Here is a 13,469-nt window from a genome sequence, read left to right on the forward strand (position 1 = left end):
GGTGGAAAAAGAGAATCTGACGCTGGATGACTTTTTATCTCGCTTTCAGCTACTAAGGCCGCAGGTCAACCGCGAAGCGCTGAATCAACGTCAGGCGGCCGTGCTGATCCCGGTCGTGCGTCGTGCGCAGCCGGGCCTGCTGCTCACCCAGCGTTCCGCCCATTTACGCAAGCACGCGGGTCAGGTCGCTTTTCCGGGGGGCGCGGTAGACAGCTCCGACGCCTCGCTGATTGCCGCCGCGCTGCGCGAAGCGCAGGAAGAGGTTGCCATTCCACCGGAGGCCGTTGAGGTCATCGGCGTGCTGCCGCCCGTCGACAGCGTCACCGGTTTTCAGGTCACGCCGGTGGTCGGCATTATCCCGCCGGGCCTACAGTATCACGCCAGCGTCGATGAAGTCTCCGCGGTGTTTGAAATGCCGCTGGATGAAGCCCTCCGACTGAGTCATTATCACCCGCTGGATATTCAGCGTCGTGGGCATGACCATCGGGTCTGGTTGTCCTGGTATCAGCATTATTTTGTCTGGGGCATGACGGCGGGCATTATTCGTGAGCTGGCGTTGCAAATCGGCCTGAAGCCTTGACTATACTTTACATTCCGCCCTCTTCTGCCAGGTTTGCGATCTGCGTCGCGCTATTAGCAAAACCCATCGTTAACCATTAGTTTAATTCATGTGAATAGTTAAGCCGAGGTCGGTGTTCCCTCTTACACTATGCGCAGTTATAACATCGTTACTGGAACCCCGGTAACCCTGTCAGGAGTGTGAAAGTGATTAGTATATTCGACATGTTCAAAGTGGGAATTGGCCCTTCGTCTTCCCATACTGTTGGCCCGATGAAGGCCGGTAAACAGTTCGTCGATGATCTGGTCGAAAAAGGATTACTGGAAAGCGTTACCCGTGTCGCCGTGGATGTTTACGGCTCGCTGTCATTAACGGGTAAAGGCCACCACACCGATATCGCCATTATTATGGGTCTGGCAGGCAATATGCCAGATACCGTTGATATTGATGCCATCCCGGCATTCATCCGCGACGTGGAAACACGCGGCCGCCTGCTGCTGGCAAACGGCCAGCAGGAAGTCGATTTTCCGCAGGATGACGGCATGCGTTTCCGTAGCGACAACCTGCCGCTGCATGAAAACGGCATGACCATTCACGCTTATAGCGGTGAAAAAGAGATTTACAGCAAAACGTACTACTCCATCGGCGGTGGTTTCATCGTGGATGAAGAGCATTTTGGCAAAGACAGCGTCGGCGACGTCAGCGTACCGTACCCGTTCAAATCGGCGACCGAGATGCTGGGTTACTGCAAACAGACCGGTCTTTCCCTGTCCGGCATGGTGATGCAGAACGAACTGGCACTGCACAGCAAACAAGAGATTGAAGACTATTTTGCCAACGTCTGGCAAACCATGCGCGCCTGTATCGATCGCGGGATGAACACCGAAGGGGTTCTGCCGGGTCCGCTGCGCGTGCCGCGTCGTGCCTCTGCTCTGCGCCGTATGCTGGTGACCACGGACAAATTCTCCAACGACCCGATGAACGTGGTCGACTGGGTGAATATGTTTGCACTTGCGGTTAACGAAGAGAACGCCGCCGGTGGCCGCGTCGTGACGGCGCCAACCAACGGCGCGTGCGGCATTGTTCCTGCGGTGCTGGCGTATTACGACCACTTTATTGAGCCCGTGACGCCGGACATCTACATCCGTTATTTCCTGGCAGCAGGTGCCATCGGCGCGCTGTACAAGATGAATGCCTCCATTTCCGGTGCGGAAGTGGGCTGCCAGGGTGAAGTCGGCGTGGCCTGCTCCATGGCGGCAGCAGGTCTGGCAGAGCTGTTGGGTGCAAGCCCTGAGCAGGTCTGCGTGGCGGCTGAAATCGGTATGGAACATAACCTCGGTCTGACCTGCGATCCGGTCGCGGGCCAGGTGCAGGTACCGTGCATTGAGCGTAACGCGATTGCCTCGGTGAAAGCCATCAACGCCTCACGTATGGCGATGCGCCGTACCAGCGAACCTCGCGTATCGCTGGATAAGGTGATTGAAACCATGTACGAAACGGGCAAAGACATGAACGCGAAATACCGCGAGACGTCCCGTGGTGGCCTGGCCATTAAGGTGCAGTGCGACTAATACTGCCTTTCGCCCATCTGCAACGGATGGGCGAATTTCCCTCTTCTTCCTCGTCTCCTTCTGCTTTCCCCACTACACTTTCACTGTTGCGTCCGGCTTTTGTGGCTGGTGGCTTATCAGGCGACCGTTCATGCAAACTGCACAAACGATCATTAAAAACTATCGCCGAAAACGCGTTATCGTCTGTGTGACGGTTGCGCTCCTCACGCTCATCCTGACGCTGGGCATTCGCTTTATTTCCCAGCGCAACGTTAACCAACAGCGGATCCTCGATTTTACCAGCCATACCGTTCGCGCCCTTGATAACGTTTTGCTTTCGCTGGAAAACCACCGCAACGTGCTGCAGCCGCTGGTGGGGCAGCCCTGCCCGCAGGTGCAACTGGCGCTGCGACAGCAGGCAGCCATTTTGCAGACGGTACGTTCTATCGCCCTGATTAAAGACGGAATCCTGTATTGTTCGAGTATTTTTGGCAGCCGCAGCGAGCCTGTCCGTGACTTCCTTCAGGAACTCCCCGCCAGCACGGCGAAGCTGATTTTATCGACCGACCAGTGGCTGCTTAAGGGCAGCCCTGTTTTGATCCAGTGGTATCCCGTCTCCCAGGACGGTGAAGAAGGCGTCGTCGAGATTATTAATATCGATCTGATCGCCAGAATGATCCTCGAGCCCCAGCGTCCGCTCATCAATGACGTGGTGCTGACAGTCGGCGATCGTTTTTTACGCTACGGTCAGCGCGTCACCGACAGCCTGACGTTTGATGAAGAGAGCGCCCTTTTCCAGCAATCATCAACCCGAAATCCTTTCACCATTACGGTCAGCGGACCTGGCCCCGGTGAGTTAGCCTTAAAAAGCCTGCCCGCCCAGCTGCCGCTGGGGCTGATGCTCAGCCTGCTGCTGGGCTATCTCGCCTGGCTGGCGACGGCAAACCGGATGAGCTTTACGTGGGAGATCGATATGGGCATTGCGGCGCGGGAATTTGAGCTTTTCTGCCAGCCGCTGGTGAATGCCCGCACCCAGGCGTGCACGGGCGTTGAGATCCTGCTGCGCTGGAATAATCCCCGTCAGGGTTGGATCACCCCGGAGGTGTTTATCCCTCTGGCAGAAGAACATAACCAGATTGTCCCCCTGACCCGCTATGTCATCGCCGAAACGGTGCGCCAGATAGGCTACTTCCCGTCCAGCGCCGGTTTCCACATCGGCATTAACGTAGCCGCCAGCCATTTCCGTCACGCTGTACTGGTACAGGACCTGAACCGTCTCTGGTTCAGCGCCAATCCACGACAGCAGCTGGTGATTGAACTCACGGAACGGGATGCGCTGCTGGACGCGGATTATCGCATCGTGCGCGAACTGCATCGCAAAGGCGTGAAGCTCGCTATCGACGATTTTGGCACCGGGAACAGCTCCCTCTCCTGGCTTGAAAAGCTGCATCCGGACGTCCTGAAAATTGACCAGTCCTTTACCACCGCCATTGGTACGGATGCCGTGAATTCAACGGTGACGGACATGATCATTGCGCTGGGCCAGCGGCTGAATATCGAGCTGGTTGCGGAAGGGGTCGAAACGGAAGAGCAGGCGCGCTATTTACGCCGTCACGGCGTTCCAGTCCTGCAGGGCTTTTTCTATGCGCGGCCGATGCCGCTACGGGACTTTCCAGACTGGCTGGCGGGAAGTGCTCCCCCGCCAGCGCGTCATAACGGGCACATCGTACCCTTAATGCCGCTGCGTTAAGCAGACTTACTCATCTTCGTCGTGGGCAGATTGTTCTTTAACAATACGGACCATATCAACGCGATAGTCGTTGGCTTCGACAATGGTAATGTGCAGCGGCGGCAGCTCTATCACATCGCCAACACGCGGGATCTGGCCGTTTACGGCGATAACCAGACCGGCAACGGTCGCGATGTCTTCTTCATCGTTGACCACGTTTTCCAGCCCCAGCGTGTGCGAGAGCGCGTGCAGGTCGGTGGTACCTTTAACCAGCCAGCCTTCGCCATCGGCAACAATTTCCGGCGTTTCGTCTTCATCCGGGAATTCACCGGCGATCGCTTCCAGCACGTCCAGCGGCGTCACCAGCCCCTGCACCACGCCAAACTCGTTGGTGACAATAACAAAGCTACCGCGAGCGCGGCGCAGCACCCCGAGCAGGTTGATCGGATCCAGCGTTTCCGGCACCACAATCGCAGGCGATGCAGCAGCAACGGCTTCGACGTTAACGCCCTCTTCCAGGGCGACCAGCATCTCTTTCGCCCGCACCACGCCGATGATCTCATCCAGTTCACCACGACATACCGGGAACAGGCTGTGCGGTGAAGAGAGCAGCTGCTGGCGAATTTCATCAACGCTCAGGTTAGCATCGACCCAGCTGATCTCCCCGCGCGGCGTCATGATGCCGCGCAGCGAACGGGAGGCCAGAGAGAGCACGCCGTTAATCATGTAGCGTTCCTGTTCCACAAACGCCCCTTCCGGGACCGGAACCGGGTTGTGGTTTTCGGAATCAGACTGCACGTTCACCTGACGACGACCGCCCATCAGGCGCAGAATGGCATCCGCGGTCCTGGCGCGCAGCGGCTGATTTGACTGCTGCTTGATAAAGTTACGGCGTGCAATCTGGTTGAACAGCTCGATCAGGATCGAGAAGCCAATCGCGGCGTACAGGTAGCCTTTCGGAATATGGAAGCCAAAGCCTTCCGCCACCAGACTCAGACCAATCATCAGCAGGAAGCTCAGACACAGTACCACCACCGTTGGATGCTGGTTCACGAAACGCGTCAGCGGCTTCGACGCCAGCAGCATGACCGCCATCGCAATAACCACCGCAGCCATCATGACCGGCAGGTGGTTCACCATGCCGACCGCCGTGATCACCGCATCCAGCGAGAAGACCGCATCCAGCACCACGATCTGCAGCACCACCACCCAGAAACTGGCATAGCCTTTACCGTGCCCATCATCGTGCTGACGGTTTTCCAGCCGCTCGTGAAGTTCTGTCGTCGCTTTGAAGAGCAGGAATATCCCCCCGATCAGCATGATCAAATCACGGCCGGAGAAGGTGTAATCCATGACGGAGAATAGCGGTTTGGTCAGCGTGACCATCCACGAGATGACGGAGAGCAGCCCCAGTCGCATGACCAGCGCCAGCGAGAGTCCAATCAGACGCGCTTTATCACGTTGTTTTGGCGGCAGCTTATCCGCAAGGATGGCGATAAACACCAGGTTATCAATGCCGAGAACGATCTCCAGTACGACCAGCGTGAGCAATCCCACCCAGATTGACGGGTCCATTAAGAATTCCATGACAAGCTCCTGCTAAAGGAATGACGAAACGGTGCCCCACTCAATGTGGGCAAAACAGAGGTAGACAGAGTCGATACGTGGCGAGGATCGCCGGTGAAAAAGGCGCGAAATGGCCTGGAAGATGACTGACGTCGGTGACGGTCCATATAGTGGGCTGGAGCCCTATACTCCTGAACAATTAAACGGAGGCTAAACATATCAGACACAATGCATTTTTAGCAAAGATTTACGTTCCTTTGCAAAGTTCTGTAACACAGCGGCTTTACGCTACAGATAATTCTGTAACGCGTGGCTAAATTACGGATCTTCATCACATAAATTATTTTTTCACTATCTAAAATAATTCGCGGAAGTCTTAGTTTTTTGAACTCTAACCCTTATCTGAATCGATTCGGTTCGCCAATACGATTCTCAGTACGACTGCCTGGCAGGCGTATTAATGATAATAAAAGGAGGTAGCAAGTGACCATTGCTATTGTCATAGGCACACATGGTTGGGCTGCTGAGCAGCTACTCAAAACGGCAGAGATGCTGTTGGGCGAGCAGGAAAACGTCGGCTGGATCGATTTCGTTCCCGGTGAAAACGCCGAGACGCTGATAGAGAAGTACAACGCTCAGCTCGAGAAGCTGGATACCAGCAAAGGCGTGCTGTTTCTCGTTGATACATGGGGCGGTAGCCCGTTCAATGCTGCCAGCCGCATTGTCGTCGATAAAGAGCACTATGAAGTTGTCGCCGGGGTCAATATTCCCATGCTGGTGGAAACCCTTATGGCACGCGACGACAATCCGTCCTTCGATGAGCTGGTTGCACTGGCCGTTGAAACCGGCCGCGAAGGGGTTAAGGCCCTGAAGGCACAGCCGGTTGAAAAACCTGCCCCTGCGCCTGCAGCGGCACCGAAAGCGGCGGCACCGGCAAAACCGATGGGCCCGAATGATTACATGGTGATCGGCCTTGCGCGTATTGATGACCGCTTAATCCACGGTCAGGTTGCCACGCGCTGGACCAAAGAAACCAACGTTCGACGCATTATCGTGGTCAGCGACGAAGTGGCCGCTGATACCGTACGTAAAACCCTTCTGACTCAGGTTGCTCCTCCTGGCGTTACCGCGCACGTTGTGGATGTCGCCAAGATGATTCGCGTTTACAACAACCCGAAATATGCGGGCGAACGCGTGATGCTCCTGTTCACTAACCCGACAGACGTTGAGCGCATTGTTGAAGGCGGCGTGAAAATCACCTCCGTTAACATTGGTGGTATGGCATTCCGTCAGGGCAAAACGCAGGTCAACAACGCCATTTCAGTCGATGCGAAAGATATCGAAGCATTTAACAAGCTGAATGCACGCGGTATTGAGCTGGAAGCCCGTAAGGTTTCCACGGACCAGAAACTGAAAATGATGGATTTGATCGGCAAAGTTGGGAAATAAGCCCGCGCCGGTTTTTCACATAATGCTTATGTAATAGGAGAAGTACAATGGAGATTACCACTCTTCAGATTGTGCTGGTGTTCGTGGTCGCATGTATTGCGGGTATGGAATCCGTACTTGATGAATTTCAGTTCCACCGTCCTCTGGTGGCCTGTACGCTGATTGGGGCCGTTCTGGGTGACATGAAAACCGGTATCATCATCGGTGGTACCCTGGAAATGATCGCCCTGGGCTGGATGAACATCGGTGCGGCGGTTGCGCCCGATGCCGCGCTGGCCTCTATCATTTCTACCGTTCTGGTTATTGCCGGTCACCAGAGTATTGGTGCAGGTATCGCCCTGGCAATCCCACTGGCAGCCGCAGGCCAGGTTCTGACCATCATCGTTCGTACTATCACCGTTGCCTTCCAGCACGCGGCGGATAAGGCGGCCGACAACGGCAACCTCACGGCCCTGTCATGGATCCACGTTTCATCCCTGTTCCTGCAGGCGATGCGTATCGCAATCCCGGCGGTTATCGTCGCGATCTCTGTGGGTACCAGTGAAGTCCAGAGCATGCTGAACGCCATTCCTGAAGTGGTCACCGGCGGCCTGAACATCGCGGGCGGTATGATCGTGGTCGTTGGTTATGCGATGGTCATCAACATGATGCGCGCAGGCTACCTGATGCCGTTCTTCTACCTCGGCTTCGTGACCGCGGCCTTCACCAACTTCAACCTGGTTGCACTGGGTGTGATCGGTGCGGTGATGGCGATTCTCTACATCCAGCTCAGCCCGAAATATAACCGCGTTGCGGGTGCCCCAGCGCAGGCTGCTGGTAACAACGATCTCGATAACGAACTGGACTAACAGGTGAGCGAAATGGTTGATATGACAAAAACTACCACCGAGAAAAAACTCACTCCGGGTGATATTCGTGGCGTGTTCATCCGTTCTAACCTGTTTCAGGGTTCATGGAACTTCGAACGTATGCAGGCGCTGGGTTTCTGCTTCTCCATGGTACCGGCGATCAAACGCCTGTACCCGGAAAACAACGAAGCACGCCGTCAGGCCATCAAGCGTCACCTGGAATTCTTTAACACCCATCCTTACGTTGCGGCCCCGGTACTGGGCGTAACGCTGGCGATGGAAGAGCAGCGTGCAAACGGCGCAGAGATTGACGATGGTGCCATCAACGGTATCAAAGTCGGTCTGATGGGTCCGCTGGCCGGTGTCGGTGACCCTATCTTCTGGGGTACCGTGCGTCCGGTCTTCGCGGCACTGGGTGCCGGTATCGCGATGAGCGGCAGTCTGCTTGGCCCGCTGCTGTTCTTCATCCTGTTCAACGCCGTGCGTCTGCTGACCCGTTACTACGGCGTGGCCTACGGCTACCGTAAAGGGGTGGACATCGTTAAGGACATGGGCGGCGGCTTCCTGCAGAAACTGACTGAGGGGGCGTCAATCCTCGGCCTGTTTGTCATGGGCGCGCTGGTAAACAAGTGGACGCACGTGAACATCCCGCTGGTGGTATCGACCATCACCGGACAGGATGGTCAGACCCGCGTCACCACCGTGCAGACGATTCTGGATCAGCTGATGCCGGGCCTGGTCCCGCTGCTGTTGACCTTCGCCTGTATGTGGCTGCTGCGTAAGAAAGTGAACCCGCTGTGGATCATCGTTGGCTTCTTCGTCATCGGTATTGCGGGCTACGCCGTCGGCCTGCTGGGTCTGTAAGTATCAATGCTATAGGCCGGGGGCTTGCCCCCGGTTTTTTTTATCTGGAGGATGAATGACTGTCACGGACATCGTACTGGTTTTATTTGTTGTTGCCCTTCTGGCTTACGCGATCTATGACGAGTTCATTATGCCCCGCCGTCACGGCGAGACGCTGCTCTCCCTTCCCCTGCTACGACGCGGCCGCGTGGATGCCTTTATCTTCGTGGGTCTCATCGCCATTCTTATTTACAATAACGTCACCAGCCATGGTGCATTATTAACCACATGGTTATTATGTGCGCTGGCATTAATGGCGATTTATCTGTTCTGGATCCGCACGCCAAAAATCATTTTTAAATCCCACGGATTCTTCTTCGCCAATGTATGGATAGAATATAACCGTATTAAAGAGATGAATTTATCCGAAGACGGCGTGCTGGTGATGCAATTAGAACAACGCCGCCTGCTTATTCGGGTGAAGAATATTGATGACCTGGAAAAGATATACAAGTTACTCGTTAAAACTCAATGAGTTAGATATATAGCAACGGCTATATCCTGTGTTTATTTTGCGCAAGAAATATAGCCGAAGCTATATCCCCACCGCTAATTTCAACGCTATTTGTTAACGATATTTTCACGATTAAAGACAAATGAAAATCGTTATCAACAAACGTTTTAAATAATGCCTTTTCATTGTTGTTTTATATTCTCAAAATATGTTAAGGTTGCGCCCGTCGTTGGGGAGTAGCCGATTTCCTGTTCACAGGAAATGTACGTGTCAACATACTCGTTGAAAAACGTGGCACGTACGGATCGCTTACCGCACATCTTATGTGCATTGCGATCAGGCGAGACCATAGATACATCAACTGCTGTTTACTGGGGGCAGTGATGTGTCATATGGATATCCCCGGTCTGGACGCTGTTATGAATATCTCCGCTACGATCCTTCTCGCTTTTGGCATGTCCATGGACGCCTTCGCTGCTTCCATCGGAAAAGGCGCCACGCTACACAAACCTAAATTCTCAGAAGCCCTGCGTACCGGACTGATTTTTGGCGCTATCGAAACGCTGACCCCGCTTATCGGCTGGGGACTTGGCATGCTCGCCAGCCAGTTCGTGCTGGAGTGGAACCACTGGATTGCCTTCGTCCTGCTGGTGTTCCTCGGAGGCCGAATGGTCATTGAAGGTTTTCGCGGCGGTGATGATGAACACGAGGAGCCGCAGCATCGCCACGGCTTCTGGCTGCTGGTCACCACGGCCATTGCCACCAGCCTTGATGCGATGGCCGTTGGTGTAGGTCTGGCATTTCTGCAGGTCAATATTATCGCCACCGCGCTGGCTATTGGCTGTGCAACCCTGATTATGTCCACGCTGGGCATGATGGTCGGACGGTTTATCGGCCCGCTGCTGGGTAAACGCGCCGAGATCCTCGGGGGGATTGTGCTGATTGGCATTGGCGCCCAGATCCTCTGGGCACACTTCGCCGGTTAATCTTCGCGCTGCCAGATGTGGATGCTGAAGTCCGTCTGGCAGCGAAATGTTGAATGTGCCGCCAGCGTTTCCCACACCTCCGGTTTTGCCCGCCACGCGAACGGCGTCATCTGCAATAACGCGACGGCCTCTTCCCCTTTGAGCGTCATTTCGTACGCCACTGATTCCGCCTGCTTCAGGGTAAAACCGCCCAGCTGCTCTGAATGCGGGGCATGCAGACGCACTTCGTCGTAGATCAGCCCTTTCAGCTCCATCAGATGACGCGGGCCTGGGGTCACGGTGACCACCCATCCGCCCGGCTTCACCACGCGCGCCAGCTCCTCTGCCTTACACGGCGCGTAGATACGGATAACCGCGTCCATGCTGGCATCGTCAAACGGCAGCCGGTGGCTGGAGGCCACGCAGAACGTCACGTCGGTATAACGCTTTGCCGCCGCACGTATGGCCACTTTCGACACGTCCAGACCGAATGTCTGCGCGCCCTTCTCACGAGCAACCTCCGCAAACCGTGCTGTGTAGTATCCTTCCCCACAGCCGATATCGAGCATGGCGGTGGCTGAAGCAGGCAGAATATCATTGAGCATCTGCGTGACGGCCTCCCGCAGCGGCAGATAGTGTCCGGCATCGAGAAACGCGCGGCGCGCCCGCATCATCTCAGCACTGTCGCCAGGATCGCGGGAACGCTTATGCTGTACCGGCAGAAGATTCACGTAGCCTTCTTTTGCCCGGTCAAACTGATGCCCCTGCGGGCAGGTATACCGTTTGTCTGAGTGCGTCAGGGGGGCGTGGCAAAGGGGACAGCTGAAGGACATGGCAACTCCGGAGCATAATCAAAGGGCGAAGTGTACCGCTATTCGCCCCTGTTATAAACGCCCGGTTAGCGCATGACGATAAGGTGATCGGACCCCGCCGGTAACCCGTCAGGTTTGATATTCTCCAGACGCAGCACGTTACCCATAATCTCACTGAAGACAGGGGCAGAGACGGCCCCGCCGTAGTAAGCCCCGTTTTGCGGATCGTTAATCACCACCACCAGGGCAAAACGCGGATTGCTGGCAGGGGCAACCCCCGCCGTGTAGGCGACGTATTTATCGACATACTTCCCGCTATCGTCAATTTTCTTTGCCGTACCGGTTTTCACCGCCACCCGATAATCACGCACGGCAGCCTTAACGCCTCCGCCGCCCGGCAGCGCAACGCTTTCCATCATGTGCTCCACTTCATGGGCAATCTCTTCCGGCATGACGCGATGCCCGATAACGGGGGGATCGATGCGGGTGATGGAGAGCGGACGCTCAAGCCCGTACCCGCCAATCGTGGCGTAGACGTGGGCCAGCTGGAGCGGCGTAACCATCAGCCCGTAGCCGAAGGCAAAAGTCGCGCGATCGAGCTGGCTCCAGTATTTACGCTGTGGCAACAGCCCCGAGCTTTCCCCCGTTAAGCCAAGCCCCGTATTGATGCCAAAACCAAAGTTTCGATAGGTATCGATGAGATGCTGGACAGGCATCGCCAGCGAAAGTCGGGAAACGCCGGTGTCGCTCGATTTTTGCAGGATCCCGGTCATCGTCAGCTCAGGGTAAAAGCCCACGTCGCGAATGCGATGTCCGTCAAGGGTATACGGGTGGGTGTCAATCACGCTGTCCGGCTGGACCAGCCCCTGCTGCAGGGCCGTCATCAGCACCAGCGGCTTGACGGTCGAACCAGGTTCGAACGTATCGCTGATTGCGCGGTTGCGAAAATCGTTTATCGTCGCCCCTTCACGATTATTGGGGTTAAAATCCGGGTAGCTCGCCATGGCGAGGATTTCCCCGGTTGGGATATTAATGAGCACCGACGCCCCCGACTCGGCCTTGTTCCAGGCCACGGCATTGTCGAGCGCATCTTCGGTGATGGTTTGTAGTCGCTCGTCAATACTTAACTGGATGTTATGCGCCGGTGCGGGCGCAATTTCGGTCAGGTTTTCAACCACGCGTCCATAGCGATCTTCCCTTACCTGACGCACACCCGGCTTGCCGGTAAGTTGCGCGTTGAAGCTCTTTTCCACACCTTCAATGCCCTGCCCGTCAATATTGGTGAAACCAATCAGGTTCGCAGCCACATGGCCGGCAGGATAAAAACGGCGGGACTCATCGCGCAAATTAATGCCGGGCAGATTCAGTTTGTCGATCCACTTTGCCTGCGCAGGATCGACCTGACGGGCAAGGTAAATAAAACGGCCCTGTGGGTTGGCGTTGATGCGTGCAGAGAGTGTGCCGAGGGAGAGATGCAGCGCGCTGGCCAGCGCCTGCCAGCGCTCATCAAGCCCAACGCCCCCTTTTGCCAGCACCGTTTTAGGATCGGCCCAAACGGCCTGGACAGGCACGCTCACCGCCAGGGGGCGACCCTCACGATCCATTATCATGCCGCGCGGCGCATCAATCGCCAGCTGGCGTAGGGATCGCATATCCTCCTGCTTCACCAGATTGTCAGGCTTGATGATTTGCAGCCAGGCAACGCGGCCCAGCAGAAAAGCCAGACTAGAAAAAATAGCTAAACAGAGCAGAGCAAAACGCGCCGGCGTGAAATTTCCAGTTGCTGTTATCAATGTCTTCTTCACCTGAACCCCAGGGCTGTAAAACAACGCCCTGATTTAACGGGAAAAGACGGCGAGAAGGTGGCGAAACAGTGCTACTAACCTCGCAGCTTTGCAACAAGTTACTAACAAGACCGCGGATGGTAATATTTTGAAAGATAAGGGACATAAAAAAGCCCCGCGACAAGCGAGGCTTTATGTCTGAGAGTGAAGTGCCGGGCACTTCAGTCAGCAGCGGTTCGATCAGATAGCAGTTACGTTAACTGCAGCTGGGCCTTTCTGGCCGTCCTGAATTTCGAACTCAACGTTCTGGCCTTCAGCCAGAGTTTTGAAGCCGTTACCCTGGATTGCAGAGAAGTGTACGAACACGTCTTTGCTGCCGTCAGCAGGAGTAATGAAACCAAAACCTTTAGACTCGTTGAACCACTTAACTTGACCTTTAATCTTTGCCATTTTGCAAAATTCCTTAGAGTGTTTTCTTAGCCCGCAGGCATTAACTGAGATAAAACTGAGACATTACTGCATGAGGCACTAATATAAGGTTCGGCAGAGAAGCGGTATTCAACGACAACGTGTTTACTCAGGACTTCTTTACTGAAAATGCCACACATAAACAGAACTGTACCTCGTTTGACCCAAAACGTGTTATCACACACTATGTTTAATATGGCAAGCCATTTTTAAACATGTCTCGATCCGCCGCACAAATTCGAACAGTGCCTGTCAGGTTTTGCACAATTATGCGCATCACGTACAGACAGCCCTGCTGCGTAACAAAGACCCAGCGTTGCTTTCACACCCGCTGTAATCTAAGACTTTTTTAACATAGCTCAATCATTACGAACCGTCCAGC

General features: G+C 55.1%; 12 protein-coding genes, 1 pseudogene and 1 riboswitch. Of the genes and pseudogenes, 8 read left to right on the plus strand and 5 right to left on the minus strand.

Translation table 11 applies throughout. The features are described from left to right. Nucleotide 1: 1 nt before the first annotated feature. The 3 genes from ABFV38_RS13235 (at nucleotide 2) to ABFV38_RS13245 (ending at nucleotide 3,859) form a co-directional block, all read left to right on the plus strand. Nucleotides 2–580: a CoA pyrophosphatase gene (locus ABFV38_RS13235; protein WP_348957410.1), complete on the plus strand. Its 579-nt coding sequence runs from the start codon at nucleotides 2–4 to the stop codon at nucleotides 578–580. Nucleotides 581–765: 185 nt separating this feature from the next. Then, a complete protein-coding gene (gene sdaA, locus ABFV38_RS13240) occupies nucleotides 766–2,130 on the plus strand; it encodes an L-serine ammonia-lyase (RefSeq protein ID WP_008500494.1) in 1,365 nt (454 codons plus the stop codon). Nucleotides 2,131–2,260: 130 nt separating this feature from the next. After that, nucleotides 2,261–3,859: a cyclic diguanylate phosphodiesterase gene (locus ABFV38_RS13245; RefSeq protein ID WP_069719002.1), complete on the plus strand. Its 1,599-nt coding sequence runs from the start codon at nucleotides 2,261–2,263 to the stop codon at nucleotides 3,857–3,859. Between the two features lie 6 nt (nucleotides 3,860–3,865). Here the strand turns inward: ABFV38_RS13245 and yoaE are convergent, their stop codons facing one another. Beyond that, on the minus strand, nucleotides 3,866–5,425 hold the full coding sequence (yoaE, locus tag ABFV38_RS13250; protein ID WP_008500492.1) for a CNNM family cation transport protein YoaE: 1,560 nt from the start codon (nucleotides 5,423–5,425) through the stop codon (nucleotides 3,866–3,868). Nucleotides 5,426–5,887: 462 nt separating this feature from the next. Between yoaE and manX the strand changes: the two genes are divergently transcribed. The 5 genes from manX to mntP all read left to right on the plus strand — a co-directional run bounded on the left by manX (nucleotide 5,888) and on the right by mntP (nucleotide 10,044). After that, nucleotides 5,888–6,853, plus strand: a complete 966-nt coding sequence (gene manX, locus ABFV38_RS13255) for a PTS mannose transporter subunit IIAB (protein WP_045908235.1) — start codon at nucleotides 5,888–5,890, stop codon at nucleotides 6,851–6,853. A 47-nt stretch (nucleotides 6,854–6,900) separates the two neighbouring features. Further along, nucleotides 6,901–7,701 carry a PTS mannose transporter subunit IIC gene (gene manY / locus ABFV38_RS13260; RefSeq protein WP_024909729.1) on the plus strand — a complete coding sequence of 267 codons (801 nt, stop codon included), beginning with the start codon at nucleotides 6,901–6,903 and terminating at the stop codon, nucleotides 7,699–7,701. A 12-nt stretch (nucleotides 7,702–7,713) separates the two neighbouring features. Continuing rightward, complete coding sequence (locus ABFV38_RS13265; RefSeq protein ID WP_006810994.1) at nucleotides 7,714–8,565, plus strand: PTS mannose transporter subunit IID; 852 nt, start codon at nucleotides 7,714–7,716, stop codon at nucleotides 8,563–8,565. Nucleotides 8,566–8,620: 55 nt separating this feature from the next. Then, a complete protein-coding gene (locus tag ABFV38_RS13270; RefSeq protein ID WP_048029444.1) occupies nucleotides 8,621–9,079 on the plus strand; it encodes a DUF986 family protein in 459 nt (152 codons plus the stop codon). A 198-nt stretch (nucleotides 9,080–9,277) separates the two neighbouring features. Further along, a riboswitch (yybP-ykoY riboswitch) is annotated at nucleotides 9,278–9,467 on the plus strand. A 10-nt stretch (nucleotides 9,468–9,477) separates the two neighbouring features. Next, on the plus strand, nucleotides 9,478–10,044 hold the full coding sequence (mntP, locus tag ABFV38_RS13275; protein ID WP_045908281.1) for a manganese efflux pump MntP: 567 nt from the start codon (nucleotides 9,478–9,480) through the stop codon (nucleotides 10,042–10,044). Here mntP and rlmA read toward each other — a convergent pair. From rlmA to ABFV38_RS13295, 4 genes and pseudogenes are all read right to left on the minus strand, one after another. Continuing rightward, nucleotides 10,041–10,856: a 23S rRNA (guanine(745)-N(1))-methyltransferase gene (gene rlmA, locus ABFV38_RS13280; protein WP_045908233.1), complete on the minus strand. Its 816-nt coding sequence runs from the start codon at nucleotides 10,854–10,856 to the stop codon at nucleotides 10,041–10,043. The two genes, mntP and rlmA, sit on opposite strands and share 4 nt — an antisense overlap. 65 nt (nucleotides 10,857–10,921) lie before the next feature. After that, nucleotides 10,922–12,640, minus strand: a complete 1,719-nt coding sequence (gene ftsI / locus ABFV38_RS13285; protein ID WP_348957411.1) for a peptidoglycan glycosyltransferase FtsI — start codon at nucleotides 12,638–12,640, stop codon at nucleotides 10,922–10,924. 219 nt (nucleotides 12,641–12,859) lie between these two features. Beyond that, nucleotides 12,860–13,069 (minus strand): transcription antiterminator/RNA stability regulator CspE, encoded by a 210-nt coding sequence (gene cspE / locus ABFV38_RS13290; RefSeq protein WP_001062678.1) that lies wholly within the window; start codon nucleotides 13,067–13,069, stop codon nucleotides 12,860–12,862. Nucleotides 13,070–13,082: 13 nt separating this feature from the next. Continuing rightward, nucleotides 13,083–13,227: pseudogene (locus ABFV38_RS13295) on the minus strand (DUF2627 domain-containing protein). Nucleotides 13,228–13,469 lie beyond the last annotated feature (242 nt).

This window comes from Enterobacter cloacae complex sp. Mu1197 (assembly GCF_040059225.1).
Lineage (GTDB): Bacteria > Pseudomonadota > Gammaproteobacteria > Enterobacterales > Enterobacteriaceae > Enterobacter > Enterobacter quasiroggenkampii.